The organism is Alcaligenes sp. HNGD-HTN06 (assembly GCF_049932565.1).
Taxonomy (GTDB): Bacteria; Pseudomonadota; Gammaproteobacteria; order Burkholderiales; family Burkholderiaceae_B; genus Alcaligenes; species Alcaligenes ammonioxydans.
This window is the reverse complement of record NZ_CP187782.1, coordinates 1,920,599-1,939,386: the sequence shown is the minus strand read 5'-3', so window position 1 is coordinate 1,939,386 and position 18,788 is coordinate 1,920,599. Positions and strand designations below refer to the sequence as shown.

Sequence of the window (18,788 nt, the reverse complement as noted above, 5' to 3'; positions counted from 1 at the left end):
GGCATGCTCAATGACTACGATACCGAACAGGCCTTGGCCAGCTTCCGTTGTGGCCTGGCCGATCCTGACCTTTTTCTGGTGACGCGCTGGTCCGGCGAGGAGGCCGTGTCGCGGCCTTATCGTTTCGAGATCGAGCTGGCCTCCGCACGCGACGATATCGATCTGGAAGAACTGCTGGGAGCGCGTGCTACCTTGAGCGTGCTTGATGCGCAGGAGCGTTGGCTGCCCTGGCACGGCATTATTACCGAATTGCGGCAGACGCATCGTGATGATGGCTTTGCCCATTATCGAGCCGTGCTTGAGCCGCAAACGGCGCTGCTGCGCATGTTTCGCCTGTCGCGAGTTTATATGGAAGCCGATGCACAGGCAGGCGGTAAACCTGATCTGGGCACCATCATTCGCATGGTACTGGCGCAGTGCGGCCTGAGCCGGCAAGGCGAGCCAGCCCAGGATGCCGGCGCGCAGTATTGCCTGCGTTTGTCCTCCGACCTGTTGATGGCGACGCGCACTGCGTTTATTTGTCAGTTCGAGGAGAGCAGCCTGGACTTTCTCTCGCGGCGACTGGAGCACGAGGGCGTTTACTACTGGTTCGAACAGGGCGCAGACCATGAAATTCTGGTGTTTGGTCATGAGCGCACGGACCAGCCTCGGCAGGCTGTCCCCCTGTATTGGCGACCGGCCGGTGCCTTGAGCGGTGAACAGAATCGGATTGGGGTTTCGCGTTTCGATCATGCGCTGAGTGTGTCGCCGCGCTCGGTGGTGCTGCGGGATTTCTCGGTTAGCCAGCCTTCATTGAATCTGACCATGAAAGCGGCTATCGACCCGCAGGGGCAGCCGCCACAAGACAGGTTCGATGGCGTGGGAAGTGTGGAGATCTATGGGGCCCACTTCAGCAAGCAGGACGATGGCGAGCGCATGGCGAGCTTGCGTGCCGAAGAAATTGCCTGCCAGCGTAGTCGTTTTCAGGGTGTGGCTTTGGCGCCGGGAGTACGGGCCGGTTATCCCGTGCAGTTGCATGAGCATTTCCGCCACGATTTCAACCAGCGCTACTTTGTGATTGCGCTGCGCCACGAGGGGCGCCAGCCCTTGCCGCGCCAAAGTGGTGCGGCGGGGCATGAGCAGGTTTTTTATCAGGCTTCCTTGACGGTGCTGCCCGAGGTGCGTCAATTTCGCCCGGCGCGCGTCACTCCCAAGCCCCGTGTGGTTGGCTTCTTGAGCGCGATCGTCGTGGCCGAAGGCCAGGGCGAATATGCCCAGATCAACGAGCACGGTTGTTACCGCATACGCTTTTTGTTTGCCCCTGTTGATGCGAATCGCCCCGATGGTGGCAACTCCGCCTGGGTGCGCATGGCCACGCCGTATGCGGGCAGCCAGCATGGCATGAATTTTCCTTTGCTCAAGGGAACGGAGGTGCTGGTGTCGTTTCTGGGCGGCGACCCGGACCGGCCGGTGATTGTTTCGGCCATTCCAAACGAAGAAAATCCTAGCATTCGCAATCAGGATACGGCGACTCAGCCGGGCTTGCGCACGGCCGGTCAGAATGCTCTGGAGTTCGAGGACAGACTGGGCGCCCAGCATACGCGTTTGTCCTCGCCTACGCTGGGGAGCACTTTCCATCTGGGCGCGGACCCGGCCAGCCCCCATCGCTCGGGCGTGCGTCTGAGTACACAGGGGCATATGGGCCTGCTGGGACGCTCGTTCATTCAACAAGTGCCTGGTGTTTACCACCTGGAAGTGGGCAACAAGGGCAATGTTGATACCGATCCCGAACCGCGCGAACGCCTGAAGCAGGCACAGAATCAGGCCATGGCCGACTTTCTGGAAGAGGAGGCCAGCTTGCCGACGGCCACCGCGCCCGTGCAGATGAAAGCCCTGGAGGCCAAACGGGCGCTGTTGGCGCAGATGTTGGCCCAACTGCAAAAGAATGCGCAGGCCACGGCAGGCGGGCAGCCTGATCTGGATGGGGCCTTAAAGCAGTTGCAAGCCCTGCTGGCCAAACTAGATAGCGCTTTGGACAGGCTCGAGCAAGGCAAGTCCGTATCTGAGGAACCCAAAAAAGAAGGGGAGGCAGCGGGCGAGGATACCGGAGACAAGAAGGATACGACGGAGGCAAAGAAGGAAAAAACGTCCAGCGAAAAGTTCAAAGAACTGATGGATGAGATCAATCAATCGGCCAAGAAGGTCAAGGAAGGGACCGATGGCTGGGTTGATCTGTCCTACCTCAAGGCACCGGAAAAGGTGCTGGATATTTCGCTGCTGAATGTCAATCCCATCAAGATATCCACGTCGCTGGGCGCGGAAGTCAGTGCCTCAGCCTCGCTCAAAAGCAGCATTACCGTGGGCTATAGCGTGGGGATCAAGTATAGCGGCTCCAAGGAGCTGGATCTGCGCGACTACACCAAAGTCGAGTTGAGCGATCAGAGCCGCATTACCAAAGGCGATGAGAAGAAGATCATCCTGGGGGCCGAGAAACGGGTGGTGCGCAGTCAAAGCACCAAGGTGGTGGATATGGAGGGCACCTATGGCAAGCAGTCCATTACGGTGGCCAATGCCTACTCGCTGACCAGCCGCACAATCAAGTATGTCGTGGGAACCGGAGGAATCGATACGCTGATCGCTGGCAATGCCACCGTAACTGGAGCGCCCACGTCTTTGCTGTCCTGGGAAGTCCTGATCTCCAAGATCAAGATCAGCAAGGCTCAGGTCGTGATTAAAGCGGGTAATGCGGGTGTGATTCTGGAATCCATGTCCATGACGGGGCAGCTCAAGGTGAAAGACACGGTGGTTTACATGAAGGCTCCCATGATTGATGTGGCCGGCCAGAACGTACGCATCAATGGCACGGCCTCGGTCAATATCAAGGCCAACGGCATTGTGAAGCTCAATTAGGAACATTGCCCCTATGGATATCGACAAACCCGATGATGTGCTGCTGATGCAGGCCTACCATGCCCAGGCAGGTCAAGCGCGCTGGGTGGTGACCTTGGGCTATGTCTGGCAAGCGGGCGGATGCCTGCCCGAAGCCCAGGCCTGGCCGTGGTTGCTGGCGCATTTTCCGGATGAGGCCTTTGATGCGGGTTTGAAAAAGACACGGGGCAGTTATGGCGTAGCGGGACAGGCCTGGGCGCCCCCTGGGCAGCACACGACGGCCATGGCGGTCCAGGTCCAATTGGGCCACTTGCAAAAAACCCTCCATGTGCATGGCACGCGTCGCTGGCAACACACGCTGGCAGGTTGGCGTGCTAGTGCTGCCGAGCCGTTTCAGTCGCTGCCCTTGACCTTGCGCCAGGCGTATGGTGGCGCAGGCTACAACGAAAACCCATACGGTTGCGGGTGGTTGAAAGACCCGGAGCAGGCGCAGGGTGTCTTGCTGCCTCATACCGAACATCCGGATACGCCGGTGCTTTCGCCGGCTGACCGATGGGGGCCGGCGATATTGACGCGTCTGCCCGCTGGCGCTGGCTCACGCATGCGTTGGGTGGGGACGGTGGATGAACGCTGGGAGAAAGAGCGCTTTCCCTGGCTGCCTGATGATACTGATCCGCGATTGTTCGATGCTTTTCCTCAGGATCAGGTACGGGATGGTTACTGGCAAGGCACGGAGTCCTGGCGTGTGCAGGGGATGCATCCGCAACGACCGGAAGTGTCGGGCCGCCTGCCAGGCCTGCGCCCCCGTTTGCTGCTGCGCAGAAAAGGGAGTGAACGGATTGAGGAGGCGGTCCTTGATCTGGATACGGTGTGGCTGTTTCCTCAAGATGAACGTGTCCTGATGCTGTATCGGGCCAGCATCCCGGTCCAGCGTGCCGATGCGGCCGATGTTGCCGCTGCGGCAGTCTTTACCGAGTACGCGCACGAGCCGGCTGGCAGCCTGCCTGATCTGCAGGCACGTTGGACAGCGCTGCATGCAGCCGCTGGTGCGCAGGGTATGGCGCACGAAACACCGCAGGACAAAGAGATGGAGCCGTTGAGCGACCTGCCGCAGATGGCCGACGCGTCGCAGGCGGACCCGCAGATCCTGGCCCAGTTGCAGGACAGCCTGGAGCAAGGTCGAGCGCAGGGCAATGCCTGGATTGCGGATATGGAAGAACGTCTGGCTCCGTATAGCCCGGTTTCCTTGCCGCGCATTGCGCCTTTGGCCGCTCTGGTTCTGAGCGAAAAGGCCGAGGATAGCGATCCGCTGCAAAGCATCGAACATGCCTTGCAACAGGGACAGGACCAGTTGTTGGCGCAGGTCAAGGACGTGGCCACGCGTCTGGAGCTGGATGAAAAGCCCTTGCTGGCGCTGGCGCAATTACCTCGCGCCCCCTCGACCTCCGGACCGGTGGACATGCTGGCCGAGATACAGGCTGCCAAGGCCGGTTGGGCCGATGTGCCGCCTTCCGCCTTTGATGCCTTGGAGGAGCAAGGGACTAGCCTGCACGCTGAGTTGGCCGAAATGGATCAGCGTCTGGACAGTCTGGCTGCCGAGCTGGCCGTGTTGCAGGCTGGGTTGGCTGCTCAAGGAGCACCGCAGCAGTTTATCGACACGCTGGAGCAATTTCATGCCCACCGACAGGCGGGCCATAGCCTGCGCGGGTGTCATCTGATGGGGCTGGATCTGCGGGGTGTGGAGCTCGACGGGGCCGATCTGAGCGGCGCCGTGTTGGAAGCATGCATTCTGGCGGGCAAAAGGATCGATGCATTGAATCTGACCGGTGCTCGTTTACAGAACTGTGATTTGCAGGGCGTTGTTCTGAGCGCGGCCCGACTGGCTGCTGGGCAATGGGAAAACTGCTCGCTGGAAGGTGGCGGCTTTGCCCAGGCACAGGCCGAGCGCCTGGGAATGACGAGTTGCCGTCTGGCAGGCAGTAATTGGCATGCCGCACAGTTGGATGGCGCTGATCTGTCGCAATGCACGCTGGATCGGGCGTGTTTCTCGCAAGCGGTATTACGGGGCGCCACTTTTTCCGGCGCGCAGGGCCACGCTGTGGACTGGGTGGGCGCGCAGATGGCCGATGTGCGCTTGGACAGTGGCTGCATCTTGCGTGAGGCCGATATGCGGTCTGCCGATATGCGGGGGGCCAGTATGCAGGACAGTGACTTGGGCGGCAGCCGCTTCGACCAGGCTGATCTGAGCGATGCTTTTTTACAGATCTGCGATTTACGCGCTGCGACGGGCTGGCAGGTGCAAGCTGCACGAAGCATTTTCAAAGAAGTGAATTGGACAGGAGCGCGCTGGCCCGGCGCCAATTTTCTGGATGCGGCGTTTGATTACGCCTTGATTGACCAAACCGATTGGCGTGGAGCCAATCTGTATGGAGCGCAACTGGGCAGTGCCACAGTGCGTAGCGTGGACTTGGAAGGGGCGCTGCTAGGCCATTTGCCTGACTGGGCCCGACACACACAAGGAGGTAAATCACGATGAGTTTGAGTGCAGAGCAGTTGCTGGCCCTGATCGAACTGGGCCCAATTCGAGATCTGGATTTGTCCGGCGGTCAATATAGTGGTTTGAAATTCGACGGTTTGCGGGCGGACGGATTGAACCTGCGCGGTGCCGATCTGAGCGCCTGTGATTTATCGGATGCGGTGCTGGTCGACTGCCAGTTCCAGGGGGCGCGCTTGAGCGGGGCCGCACTGAGCCGGGCGCACTTTGAGCGCTGCGATTTCAGCGGCGCGGATTTGAGCGCGGCCTCTTTGGACGATGGCTGGTGGCTGCAGTGCAATTTGAGCCAGGTGCAGGCTAGTCAGGCACTCATGCACGGCGTGACCTGGCAACACTGCGATCTGAGGGGCTTGCGCCTGCCCGAGCAAATCGGGCCGGCCTTATGGATGGATTGTGAGGCGGCTGGCTTGCAGGCGGTGGCCGCGCAGTGGTTTCAGGTTCAGGTGCGTCGCACCAGTCTGGCGCACGCGCATCTGGCACAAGGCCGTTTCGAACAATGTGCGTTTGAGCATTGTGATCTGGAGCGAGCCGACCTGTCGCAGATTGTGGCTCCGTTTCTGTCGCTGGCTTACAGCACGCTGGATGGAGCCTGCCTGGACGGGGCCCGTCTGGAGGGGGCCATATTCAATTATGCACGCTTGCCGCAGGCCAGTGCGCGCGGAGCCCGTCTGGCACAGGCCAGACTGGGGCATACGCATGCGCAGGGGCTCTGCCTGTCGGGCGCCTGTCTGGAATATGCCGATGTGAGCTATGCGCGTTTGCAAGGGGCTGATCTGAGCAGCGCGCAGGCCAAAGGCATGCGCGTACACGGAGCCGATCTGCATCAGGTGTGCTGGGATGGCTGTGACAAGCAAGATCTGCAGGGTGACGATATCCCACGCCTGCAGGCCGAGCGCTGGCGTGCCGACGCGCGCTGGACTTTGTCGGCTCTATAAAAAGGAGATGCAGATGTCTTGTCTGAGTTCAGGTTCTGAGCAGCCGTCCATCGCGCAGGAGCCCTCGCAGGTCGCTCAGTGGCAAACCGTGCCGGCCAAAGTCTATGTCCAGGCCGGCCAGCGCTGGGGCGTGCTTGGCACGATGGGCAGTTGCTTTGCACCGCTGGCAGCCTCCTGCCTGTTGCAGCCACAAGTAGGCGATCTGGTCTTGCTGACGTTCGATGGGCGGCAGGCCTACATCCTGGCGGTGTTGGAGCGCTCCGGTCACACGGCGCAGCTGCATCTGCCCGCTGATACCGTGGTGCGCAGTGCTGGCAGCGTCCGTGTCCAGACTGGCGGCGGTTTGCATTTTCAAGCGGCGCAGGCCGTAGTGCTGCAAGGGGCGGATGTGGCGCTACAGGCGGAACAGTATCTGTTACAGGCCCGGAACGTGCATCTGGCCGGACAGTCCCTGCACAGCTATTTTGCACAGCGGCAGGAGTATAGCGGCCAGCGTCAGCAGGTCGATGGCCAGAGCCAGCTACATGCTGGTCAGCGCGTTACGCGTGTGGCGGGACACGATGACTATGCGGCTGCCTCTCAGCGGCTGGTCATCGAGCGGGATTGGCGTGTGCGGGCCCGCAGCGCTGAGCTGCGTGGCGCCCAACGTGTGGTCGTGGACGGCCAGCAGGTGCATCTGGGCTAGGCCCGGTATTGCCAAGGAGATTTTTATTTATGTTCATGCTCAACAATGGCGGGGCGCAGGCCAATGCAATTCCCGATGTGTGCAAGGTGCCGACTCCGGCCGGTCCCGTGCCTACGCCTTTTCCCAATCTGGCGACGACGCAGATGGCCCAGCCCTCGGGCTTGGTGCGCAATGTGCTGGTGGTCAATATGCCGGCTTTGAATCAGGCCAGCAAAATCATGATGAGCAGCGGTGATGAGGTTGGCACCGTCGGCGGCGTAGCCAGCAATCGAATCAAAGGTGAAGTGCAGTTCATGAACGGCAGCATGACGGTGATGGTGGGTGGCAAACCGGCTGTGCGGATGGGCTGCATGACGGGCCACAACGGCATGCCGGTCAATGCGGTCGGGACGGTGATCAGCCCTAGTCAAAGTACCGTGATGGTGGGGAGCTGAGGATGAGGCACAGTCATAGTGTTCGTATGGGTCGCCGCGCCGCGCTGGTCTTGCTGGCCGCACTGGTGTTGACCGGCTGCGGCATGTTCAAGACCAAGTCCAAGGACGAGGCCTTGAAGGATCTGCAGTGGGAGTACGAGCGTGATGCGCTGGTGCTGGAGGTCAATGCCGACCCACAGTTGAACACCTGGGGAGGGCAGGCGCATACGGTGCTGATGGTGGTGGCGCAGATGGTCGAACCCTCAGTGTTTGAGCCGTATTCAAGCAGCCCCGATCAGCTCTCCAGTCTGTTGATGGCCGATAGCGCGCCGACGGGTTTGCTCAGTCTGGATCGTATTTTTATCGAGCCGGGCGTCAAGCGGCGCATCCGGCTGGCACGCATGGACAAGGCCCGTTACGTCGCCGTCGCGCTGGGCTATCAGCACCTGGACCCCGCCCGCAGCACCCGTCTTTATCAGTTTGGCGCCAAGCTTGACGGCCATGGCCTGATGTTCCGTGAGTACGAGGCCCGGCCCGAGCCGTTGCGCATTCGTCTGCGGCTGGGCCCGCAAGCCATCATCGAGAGTCAGACTGATACTGTCATTCCGCCCCCGGCCACCTTGCCGGCAGCGGGCCCCTGGCCCGTCGGTCACCAACACCCATAGAGATTTCATGAGCGTTCATCCTTTGCAACCGATCTTCTGGCACCAGGGTCTGTTTTTGCAGCCCCAGCATTTCCAGCATAACGACAATCTGTTCTACCAGCGTCTGGCTTTATTCATGGCCCAGACTCAGCCGTACCCATGGGGTGTGCTGCAACTGGAGTTGGACGAGGCGGCATTCCAGACGCTGGATTTCAGGGTGCTGGCCTTAACAGCGCGGCTGCGCGACGGCAGTTTCATTCAGTATCCCGGCAATGCCGTGATTGAGTCGCGCGGTTTTGAACTGGCGGATCTGGCCACTGGCCGTACGGTGTACCTTGGACTGCGGCGCATGATGCCTGGCCAGGCCAATGTGAGTGTGGTTGACGATCCGGGCCAGGCTCAGACGGTGAGCACGCGCATGGTGGCGGCTGCCGATCCGGTCACGGTGGCGGATGATTACGCGCATGGCCCTGAGGGGCAACTGGACTTGATGAATTACGTCTTGCGCGTGTTCTGGGACGAGGAATTGCCTCAGCTGGGTCATTATGAACTGCTGGCTGTGGCGCGGCTGGAGCAGGACGGCGATCAGGCGCGTTTGCAGCGCCAGTACATCCCCCCCAGCCTGAATTTGTCGGCCAGTCCCTGGCTGATCGAGACGATACGACGCATCCGCGACGAGCTGACCGGACGCGCACGGCAGTTGGAAGTCTTTAAACCTGGCGGCTTGGGCAGGACGGAGGATTTGGACGGTAACCACCTGAGCTTGCTGGTGGCTTTGCAGGTGCTCAATCGTTATGGCCCCATGCTCAATCATGTGCTGGAGGCTCCGCAGACGCATCCCTGGCAGGTCTACGGCTTGTTGCGGCAGTTGGTCGGCGAGCTGTCCACGTTCTCGGAACGCTACGACATGATGGGCGAGACCCGGGATGGCAAGGTGCTGGCCCCGCCGTATCAGCACGAAGATCTGGCAGCGGGGTTTCACGCCATGAGCACCCTGATCAGCGCCTTGCTCAATGAAATTGTTGCGGCTCCTGAATTGCTGATCCGTTTGCAGCCTGTTGGCGCCAGCGCAGGCTTGTACGAGGCTGAGCTGCCGGACGCGTTTTTTGCCGCTCGGCAACGCTATCACCTGGTGGCCTATGCCGGAGTCGAGCAGCAAGAGCGTTTGCAATCGCTGGCGGGCGACTTCAAGCTGTGTGCTCCCGATCAGGTTGAATTGCTGGTGACCCATTCGCTGGGAGGGGTCGAGCTGCTCAAACTGGCCGAACCGCCACGCGGCATTCCTCGTCGTCCGGGAGCCTTGTACTGCTACATCGATCCCATGTCGCCGGGCTGGGCGGCACTGGAGCAGACACGCGCAGTGTCCTTGGTTGCGCTAGGCGCGCCCGAGAACCTGCAGATTGAACTGATTGTCAGCAAATGGTGAGCGCGATGCCCATGATACAGGACAGTAGCCTGGCTTCTTTCTTTTTGACGGTCATGCGTCAGGCGCGTACTCACTTTTCTCAGGAAGCCGATGCAGCCCAAAGCGGTGCGGCGTTGATCGAGGCGCTGGATCAGGCCTGCGCGCGCGCCCGTGAGCGCGGCTATGAACAGGCCGAGGTCGGTGCCGCCCTGTTTGCGATTGTGGCCTGGATTGACGAGGCGGCCATGACCAGTCCCTGGCCCGGGGCCGGACACTGGCGTTTGACGCCGTTGCAGCGTCATTACTTTGCCACCACGCGCGCTGGCAGCGAGTTTTATCAACGGTTGCAGTCCCTGCCCGAGAATGCCACGCAGGTGCGTGAGGTGTACGGCCTGGTGCTGGTTGCCGGATTTCAGGGTGAATATGCGGCGCGCGCGCCCGGTGAGTTTGAGTCCTGGCGAGTGCAGTTGCTCGAGCAGATACGTCATGAGCAGGGCATGCCGGGTTTTGCGGCGGGACAGGCGCTGTTTCCGCAGTCGGGTACCGGACAGGCCACGCCCCCGCGGCCAGCCGGGCGATTGACGGGGCGGCCCAGTGGATACACGGTGACGCTGCTGCTGGCACCGTTGCTGCTGGTGCTGGTGCTGTATCTGTATCTGGATCACTCACTGGCCAATCTGGCCAGCGCTTTGTTGATGGACCATTGATATGTTGAAACGAAGTTTGCGTGTGCTGGGCTTCTTGGCGCTGCTGCTCGTGCTGACGGGGCTGGCCTGGTTGTATGTGATGCACAAGGGCTGGCCGCTGTGGGCCTTGCCAACGCTGGTGCTGGTCGCACTATTGCTGATCTGGCTGGCCGCGGGGCTGCGTCGGCGCTGGCTGGCGTGGCGTTTGCGCCGGCGTCTGGCGCGCGACATGCCGCGTGTGGAGGGCAGCCAGCATGCCGCGTTTGACGCCCAATGGGGAGCCGGCTTGCAGGTGCTGCGTCAGGCACGACTGGGGGGACGGCGTTCATCGTTGTATGCCTTGCCCTGGATGCTGAGCCTGGATGTTGGACCTTGCCAGACTCAGGACGATTATGCCCGGCTCGCGGTGCAATCGCTGCCCGCAGCGGGGCCAGGCCTGGATCAGGGCGTGGGCTGGTTTTTCATGAAAGCCAGTGTCATGGTGTGGGCTGGGCCGGTGCTCGGCGCGGATGAGCACACGGCCCAAGAAGCGGCATGGTCGCGTCTGTTGCACCAACTGATGCGCACGCGCCGACGCGAGCCGCTTAACGGCTTGGTTTTCAATATCGACTTGTCCTGGCTATTGCAGGCCAATCAGGAACAGTTGCAGGCGGCGGGCAAGCAGATGCGGGCTCGCCATGATGCCTTGGCGCGTGTTTTTCAGGCGCGCATTCCTGTCTGGCTGATGTTGCAAGGGGGCGAGAAGGTTCCCGGTCTGTCTGCCTGGCTGCAGCAATTGCCGCCCGAGGTCTACGATCAGGCGCTGGGCTATATGGTGGGCGGACAAGGGGCCGAGCAGGGCTCGCTGCAGTTTCTGGCGCAGGCGTTCGAGTCCGTGGGGCGACGAATGGCGCAATTGCGGATTGTACTCGGTCAGCATGGAGTGCAGCCTGCGCCGGTGTTTGAATTGCCCGAACGTATCGCGGCACAACAAGCCATCCTGCAAGACTTGCTGGCCCCGGCTTTCGAGGCCACGCCGTATTCGGCCACCCCTTTATTGCGTGGCCTGTACTGGCAGGTGCGCACTCCGCATCAAACTCGTGAAGGCATTGCCTTTGCCCGCGACGTGCTCGATCGCATCCTGCCGTCTTGCCGGTATGGCTGGCAAGTCTTCGACCGCTGGTCGCCCTGGCGCCGTGTGTTGCGTCATTCTCTGGTTCTGGCCTGGCTGCTCTTGTGTGGTGCGCTGGCAGGCGGCTTGTTTTACTCCAGTGAACGTGCCCGCTCGAGTTTGCAAGCCTTTGCGGCCCAACCGTTGCAGCAGCTCGAAACACGCATGCAAAAGGGTGCGCTGGACGAAGATGTGCAGTCGCTCAATATCTGGCGCAGTGCCATTGGCAGGCTGGACAGCGCCAATCACGGCATCCAGGCCTGGTTGCCGTTTCAGGGCCATGTGCGCCAGGTACAGCAGTTTTACCAGCAACGTTTTGTGGATGCGTTCCGGCGCGAAATCCTGCAGGCGTTTCTGGACCCATTGATTGTGCAGGATCTGCCACGCGTCAGTCGTAGCGGCAGCGAGACAGAAGTGGCTGCCTGGAGTCAGTATTTGGTGCGTCGCATCAATCTGGTGGCCGGCCAGTTACGCGGCAGCCCGCTTGAAGGTCGGCCTTTGCCGGGCATGGAGCTGGCGACCTTGTATGGTGACTCGGCCTCCCGGCAAGTCGGTCTGCAGACGGGTGTGCTGCTTGGTCAACAATATGTGGATTATCTGCGCTGGTCCCCCGAGCGGGTTCAACTGCAAGGGGAGCTGGATGCGTTGCAGGCTGCGCTGCGCCAGTTGGGCTTGCGTGCTCGCTCGCCCTCCTGGTTGCTGGCCTGGGCGGATTTTCAAAACAGCATCCGTCCGATTACGCTGGCGGATTTCTGGAGTGTCCGGCCCGATGCTAGGGCGCCTGTGATCGCTGCCGGTTTGACGCAGACCGGTACGGCAGCGATCTCGGGCTTTGTCCAGGAGCTGGCCGAAGCCTCGGGTGAGCGCAGTTTCTGGATGGGGCAAAGTGATGTGCTGGAACAGGGTTTCCGGCAACTGTCCTACGACGCCTGGTATCGCTTCATTGTGCGCTTTAACGATGCCCGTTTTTATTTGCAGACCGAATCGGATTGGGATGGCGCCATCAGCAGTCTGTTTTCAGTGGCTGATCCCTATGCCCGTCTTTTTGAAGCGGTCGATGGGCTGTTTCAGCAGGTGCCTGCCGGAGAACGCCCGGCTTGGGTGGCTAGTATGCTGACGTTGCAGCAACTGCGTCTGGCCGCCCGTCAGGCCCCCGCCCAGGAGGGTCTGGCAGGCTGGCTGGATCAGGCTCAACGCGTCAATGCACTGGGGCATGTGGGGCTGCGCTCGGTGCAGCAGGGGGAGTCGTTGACACAAAGCATGCAGGGCGTCAGCGCCAGTCTGGCGGGCATTGCGCCGTTGCGTGCCTATCAGACTCAACTTGCCGATGCGATCAAGCGCTTGTTGCAGGGGCCGGGCAGCGCGCAGGAACTGGCACGCCAGACCTGGGGGTTTGGACAGGACCCGCAAGTGCAAGAGTCGTTGCTGCACGATGCCCAACACAGCCTGGATGACTTGCGCACCCAGTTGCAGCGCGATACAGCCCGTGAGGATGCCGTGTGGACTCTGATGCGTGGTCCGCTGGCCTTGGTGCTGGATTACACCGCCCGGCGCACCGCCTGCGGTTTGCAGGATCAATGGGCCGCTTCGGTCTTGAGTGTGGTACAGGGTGTGCGCAGTCCCGTCCTGGCCTATGAACTGTTGTACGGTGATCGTGGCACCGTGCCTCAGTTCTTGCAGGGTGATTTGCGCTACTTTGTGAGCCGTGATGCGCAAAGTTACGGACCGCGCAGTGCGCTGGGGCAGAGCATGCCGCTTAGTGGGCAGTTCTATGCCTACGCGAACGCCGTTCAGGCGCGGCAGGTGGCGCATGCCGAAACGCGCCTGCACGATGAACAGGCGGCGCGTGTGCGCGGTAGCCAGATCGAAACCTTGCAGCAGGAGCTGGCTGAGCTGGATAAACAGGCCAAAGCGGTTCAGTCCTTGGCCGCTGCCGTTGTGATCGATGCCGAGCCGCCGCTGCTCAACACCGGGGCGCGTCAATTGCCTCAACGCACCCGCCTGAGTTTGCAATGTGCCAGCGGTGTGACGCGGCTGGATAACTTCAACTTCCCCTCCAGGGCTACCTTTGCATGGGCACAGGGGCAGTGTGGTGATGCAGTGCTGCAGATTCAGTTTCCAGGCTTTGTGCTGGAGCGGGTCTATCCGGGCGCAGAAGGCTTTATCGACTTTTTGCACGAGTTCAGCAGTGGTGAGCACCGTTTCCAGGCCAGCGACTTCCCGCAGCAAGAAGAGCGTCTGATCGATGCCGGCGTACAGTGGCTGGTCTTGAACTGGCGTTTGCAGGGGCAACGTAATCTGGTGGATAACGTGAACCAGTTGCATCGCATTCAGGCCCGACAGGCTCAGATCAACGAGCAATTGCTGACCCTGCGCGAGGCGCAGTCCGGCGTGAGCAGTCCGATGGCGCAACCGAGCTGGACGCAGGATCTGGTGCCCGAGCGCATTGTGACCCAGTGCTGGCGTTCGCCAGTAACGGTGTTTCAGGAGGAGGGACCATTGCCGCCCGATTCGGCCCCGACTGCACCGGCACCGCAAAAGCAGGCTGTTCAGCCCGCTTCAAAACGGGCCGCCAAACCTGCGCCCGAGCAAGTGGCGGCCTCATTAGCGACGCCGGCTCAGGAGCGGTCGCAGCAGGGCTGGCGTGTTCAGGTGGGGGTGTTTGCCGATCCCCGCGCTGCCGTGGAGCAATTGGATGCGCTGGGGATTGACGCGGTGCAGATTCCCTTGCCTCGTCCGGGACGCAAAGATCTGTACCGGGTGCAAAGCCCGGTTTATGACAGCCGCGAACAAGCCCGCATCGTGGCCGGGCAGATTGCCCAGGCCTTGCGGGTCAACCCGGAATTAGTGCCTGGCGATCGTTAAGCCAGTGCTGGTAGGCCAGCAGCCCATGCTGGTCCATGCTTTCCCGGGCCTGCTGCCAGTGTTGGCTGGCCAGGTCCGGGCATTGGCGCTGTAGCCAGATATCGCCGCGCAGACACTGTATTTCTGGAAGCATCAGCACGGATCCGTGTTGTTCGCTGATCTGTTCGGCTTCGGCCAATACGGCAAACGCGGCGTCGTCGCGCGCCAGGCTAAGCAGGGCGCGAGCCAGCATGCACAGTTGTCCTTCCACAGCAACAGGCATATCCATGCGTATACGTTCGATCGCGGCCTGCATGGGCTCAATCAGGTCCGCGTTGCGGGTCTGTAGCACAGCGGGTAGTAATTGATGCATCTGCGCCAGTGCAATCCAGACCGTATCGGGCTTGGCCGGTGACTGCGTTCCAGTCAACGCCAAACTCTCCTGAGCCATTTCCTGCAGATTTCCGGCCAGGTAGTAAATACGCATCAGATGTAGCCGGGAGGCAATGGCGCCCGCCAAAGGATGATGGTGGTAGCTGGCCAGGGTGACGGCGTGGCGGGCATTTTGCAAACCAGTGGAAAAATGGCCTTGTAAGGCCTGACACAATCCCAACGAGGCATAGGCCAGCGCCTGCGAGGGCTTCTGGGATGGCAGGGCCTGGGCATCCTGGGGTTCGGCCGACATGCCGATCAACGGCAGGGCCCGCACCAGCAACGTTTCTGCCTGTACCGGATCGCCCCGCCACAGGCGATGCTGGGCCAATGCGTACCAGGCCCAGCCTTGCCAAGCCTCGTTGAGTTGATCCTGGGACAAGCGCAGTACTTTTTCGGCAATCGGCAAGGAACCGTCCAATTGTCCGCGATTGTGACGGGTCAACCATTCGCCCCACAGGCTGGCCAGCAAGGTCAGGGGCTCTTCAGGGTCCCTGAGCTCGTTGACCTGCTCGAAGGCTTCTACCGAACGGGGAGAGCCCGGGCCCGTGGCCGCGGTGCTTAAGGAGGCTTTAGTCAGGTGCAGTGCAAAACTGGTTTGTGAATGCACGGTGGGATCGGCGATGAAGCGCCGGCTGCGTAAAGCCTGTGACAGGTAGCGCTCGGCTTCCTGTAACTGGCCGTGTTCGAGTGCGTGCTCGATGGCGCGTTGCCACCACTGGACCGTATCCTGGTAGCGAACTTGCCCCAGTAGGGTGGCAATAGCCGATGGCGCGTGATTATGCTCGACCATATGCTCGGCCAGCCGCCGTCCGAGTCGTTCGCGCTCGGGACGGATAATGAGCTGGCGCAGACAGTTGCCCAGTATATCGGGGCAGCGCCAGCGGGATTGCTCGGTGGACATCAACCATTCATGCTGCTCCAGGATCTGCAAAGCGGTACGGATGGTCGATTGGGGTTGCTCCAGCAAACGGCTGGCAAGGCGCTCGTCAATATCGGGCAGCAGGGCTGCCAAGTAGGCCAGTTCGCGTTGTAGCGGCGTCAGGCGGCGCAAATGGGCGGCGCACTGGTCCAGCAAGCGCGGCACCAGGGTCAGGTCCTGACCGAGCTGATATAAGTGCAGCAGTTCGCGTGCCAGCATGGGGCTGCCTTCACTGTGCTCGATGATGTGCGTGCGAATATCGCGAGGCAGCTTGATCGAGCGGCTGCGCTGACTGATCAGTTCATTCATGTCCTGGTGGGCGAGTGCGCCAATCCGCAAGGGCAGGACAGGCCAGGACTCGGGCAAGGCCTGGCGAGAGGTGGCCACGATGCGCAGCCGCTCCTCGCCTGCCAGCAGACGCTGCAACAATTGTAGGCTGGCGGCATCACACCAGTGCAAGTCCTCCCAGGTCAGCAACAAGGTCTGGTTCCGACAAAGCGCGTGCAACAGGGCCAGCAAGACGTGTTGCGTTTGTTCACGCACTACGCTCTGGCCGAGTGTGGACGGTTCAATCAAGGTCTGATGCAGAATATCGGCCTGCGCAACGCTCAGGTCGTACTGGGCCATCAATCGTTGATGTAGCTGCGCGTCCTGCTCGCCGTTACGGGTGTCGGCGGTATTCGGTGTGACATATCGCAGCTCTTTTTGTAGCCAGCGCAATACCGGTGCGTAAGGGCTGCGTACATCATTTTCCTGGGTCTGCAGCGCCACGACGGCACCTTCCACATTGCGCACATAGTCCTGCAGCGAACGCAGCAGCTTGGTCTTGCCCATTCCGGTATGACCATGCAGCAACAGCATGCGTGGCGCCGCGCTAAGACGACCGCTCCAGTATTGAAGCAGAATATCGAACTCGCGCAGTCGTCCGTGAATGCGGCCGGTATCGGTGGCGGTTTCGCTCAGGCGTAACTGGTATGAGGATGGTTCTTTGCCTGATGGCAAGGCCTCCAGAGACCAGGACGACAGGCGTGCAGCCGCCTGACTGCTGAGCAAGACCGCCCCATTGTCTGCTTGCCAGGCCAGGGAAATGACGGATTGGCAGAGCAAATGGTGTGCGTTGATGGGCGTGGTCGGATCAATGGGCAGTACATCAGCATGAACGGCCAGGCCAAGACTGACTTGGGCTGGCCGGCTGAGACCGGCCAGCGTGCGCGCCAGGGTCAGGGCAGGGGCCACGGGACGCTCATTGATGGCGGGGTAACCGAAATGCGCCAGCAAGGTGGCGTTATGTTCCTGTTCTATCCAGGCCCCGTGTTCGCGAGCACAGCGCACCACACGCTCATGCGTTTCGCGCAGGAGAAAGGTTCTGGTTTCGTAATCCGTCTCCATGGGATCGTCGCCGCTGTCCGGGTTGGGGCGCCAGCCAATCGCAATGGCTACCGTAGCCATGGCCCGAAAGTGGTAGCCTTCGGGATCGGACGGCCCATGTAAGGCGGGCGCTGCGTTAACACCGGTGCCCAGCAAAGCGCGCGTCTGTGCGTCAGGTTGTACACCCAGACGCTGCTGGAGCACATCACAGCATTGCTGATAGGCCAGCATGGCCGCGTCATGATCATTGTCCTGCACCAAAAGTCGGATAAGTAAACGGTGGCAGGATTCATCCTCAGGCCACAGATTGACCCAGGTTTTGGCATACGCCAGGGCTGCCTGCTGCTGTTCGCTGGCCATCAATGCCTTGATCAGATGGTGTCGGCATTGCGCCAGCTCGATGTCCAGGCGTGCATTCCAGTTGTTGTGCCAGCTCATCAAACTGTCACTACCGGGCAATTTAAGGCCCTCCAGAAATGGACCTTGGTACAGGCTTAGTTTGTTGCGCGCTTCGTCCAGCTCGGTCGCCGTGGAACTGCCTATGTACAGAACGTCACTCCAGACGGTATCGGACTCCAGTGTCAGGCTTGCCGTGGAGCTGAGCAGCACCTTGGACAGGGGGGCCAATGCCTGACGCAACACATACAAGGCATGGCGCACCCGAGCGCGCCCCTGCTCGGGGTCGCTCTCGGGCCAGAGCATATCGGCCAGCTTGACTCGTGCTATTGCCTGGCCCTGTGCCAGCATCAAAAGAGCGAGCAGCAGCTTGACCTTGTCATAACTTAACAGGTGACTGCGGTCCTGCCCGTCGATCAATAAACGAAAGGTTCCCAAACAATAGAGTTCAATTCGGTTGGGACCCTGTCTCGAGATCCCCGTTTGCATTCCCATCTTGTTTTCCATCCCTGCCGACTGCACCCTGCGTTAGTAAATGTTAGAGTGATGCAACAAAAGGCTTCATTCTGGTTTGCAGGCGTTTATTTTTGGTTTAACCGGGAAGGAAACCTGATCCCCAATACCGCTATGAGGGACCCATCAAGCTTGGCCGCGCGAACACAAGGCATGCAGCGGGCCGCGTCGGCTTGTAACAAAACTAATTAGGCCTCTGATTTATTACGCGGCTGTGGCAAAACATAGATCACATGGGGGGCGATAATTGGCTGTTAATGGCTTTGTGAGGATTACGGCGGCTCAAACGCGACATCACATAGCGCTGAAAAAACGACTATTGGCGGGCCGGTCTGCGTAGCAGGATCGACGGAGCAGGGTACAGGTCCCGATAGAATGGTGTTGCTCCGGCCGTGCTCAGATTCGCCAGAACTGTCGCGCATGGCTGGTCTTGCGCTTTGCACGCAAGGCTCAGGGCGGTTGCCCTTGTCGGCTTGGGTCTGTGCCCCAACCTTATGGTGCTTTCCTTGTCGGGATTTGACGTGTACTCAGAACGGCTGGGGCACCGGAAGTCATTGTTTCTCTCTGTACTGGGCACAGACCGTTCCCTCCATGTGGGATTGTTCAATGCTAGTTACGAGCAAATCACTACACGCCGTATGCAGTGGGTGTCCGCTTCCCTCTAGAAGGCAAACAACCCAGATACTTTTGACCTTGCGTTTAAAAGAAGGGGCTTGCCGTACACAGTTGCGTATTAAAACGACTATGGCGATTGTGGAGGCTTAATGGATATGGGCTGAGTCGTTGAGTGCTTAGCCAGGCGTTCCGTCATAGCCTTGCAACATGGCTATGAGTGAAAAAGAGTGCAGATTCTCTTAGAGTTTTTTTATCGAGCATGCTTTGGAAAAGAGAAAAATTTTAAGCCTGAGCTTGCAGAATGTGTGTTAAAAACGCATGGCTTTTGGAATTATGCCAAGCTGATCGTTTAATACAA

10 protein-coding genes are annotated in these 18,788 nt (G+C 60.4%); 9 read left to right on the top strand and 1 reads right to left on the bottom strand.

Annotation, left to right across the window (positions count from 1 at the left end; translation table 11 throughout):
- The first annotated feature begins 3 nt into the window (after positions 1–3).
- Genes tssI through ACOZ42_RS08740 form a run of 9 tightly spaced genes read left to right on the top strand, consistent with a single transcriptional unit; the run spans position 4 to position 14,205 of the window.
- Entirely contained in the window at positions 4–2,889 is a 2,886-nt protein-coding gene (gene tssI, locus ACOZ42_RS08780; RefSeq protein ID WP_426345043.1) for a type VI secretion system tip protein TssI/VgrG, read from the top strand.
- A 13-nt stretch (positions 2,890–2,902) separates the two neighbouring features.
- Positions 2,903–5,404 carry a DUF2169 family type VI secretion system accessory protein gene (locus ACOZ42_RS08775; RefSeq protein ID WP_301605742.1) on the top strand — a complete coding sequence of 834 codons (2,502 nt, stop codon included), beginning with the start codon at positions 2,903–2,905 and terminating at the stop codon, positions 5,402–5,404.
- Entirely contained in the window at positions 5,401–6,357 is a 957-nt protein-coding gene (locus tag ACOZ42_RS08770) for a pentapeptide repeat-containing protein (protein WP_426345042.1), read from the top strand. Before ACOZ42_RS08775 ends, ACOZ42_RS08770 begins: the two co-directional genes overlap by 4 nt.
- A gap of 13 nt (positions 6,358–6,370) precedes the next feature.
- Positions 6,371–7,042 carry a DUF3540 domain-containing protein gene (locus ACOZ42_RS08765; protein WP_415301708.1) on the top strand — a complete coding sequence of 224 codons (672 nt, stop codon included), beginning with the start codon at positions 6,371–6,373 and terminating at the stop codon, positions 7,040–7,042.
- 29 nt (positions 7,043–7,071) lie between these two features.
- Positions 7,072–7,476 (top strand): DUF4150 domain-containing protein, encoded by a 405-nt coding sequence (locus ACOZ42_RS08760; RefSeq protein WP_240208672.1) that lies wholly within the window; start codon positions 7,072–7,074, stop codon positions 7,474–7,476.
- Positions 7,477–7,478: 2 nt separating this feature from the next.
- Positions 7,479–8,120, top strand: a complete 642-nt coding sequence (tssJ, locus tag ACOZ42_RS08755; protein ID WP_426345041.1) for a type VI secretion system lipoprotein TssJ — start codon at positions 7,479–7,481, stop codon at positions 8,118–8,120.
- 7 nt (positions 8,121–8,127) lie between these two features.
- The gene (gene tssK, locus ACOZ42_RS08750; RefSeq protein ID WP_426345040.1) at positions 8,128–9,525 is read left to right on the top strand and encodes a type VI secretion system baseplate subunit TssK; all 1,398 of its coding nucleotides are present in this window, start codon (positions 8,128–8,130) and stop codon (positions 9,523–9,525) included.
- A gap of 5 nt (positions 9,526–9,530) precedes the next feature.
- Positions 9,531–10,211 carry a DotU family type IV/VI secretion system protein gene (locus ACOZ42_RS08745; RefSeq protein ID WP_415301705.1) on the top strand — a complete coding sequence of 227 codons (681 nt, stop codon included), beginning with the start codon at positions 9,531–9,533 and terminating at the stop codon, positions 10,209–10,211.
- Position 10,212: 1 nt separating this feature from the next.
- On the top strand, positions 10,213–14,205 hold the full coding sequence (locus ACOZ42_RS08740) for a type VI secretion protein IcmF/TssM N-terminal domain-containing protein (RefSeq protein WP_426345039.1): 3,993 nt from the start codon (positions 10,213–10,215) through the stop codon (positions 14,203–14,205).
- Here ACOZ42_RS08740 and ACOZ42_RS08735 read toward each other — a convergent pair.
- On the bottom strand, positions 14,174–17,740 hold the full coding sequence (locus tag ACOZ42_RS08735; RefSeq protein ID WP_426345038.1) for an AAA family ATPase: 3,567 nt from the start codon (positions 17,738–17,740) through the stop codon (positions 14,174–14,176). The two genes, ACOZ42_RS08740 and ACOZ42_RS08735, sit on opposite strands and share 32 nt — an antisense overlap.
- Positions 17,741–18,788 lie beyond the last annotated feature (1,048 nt).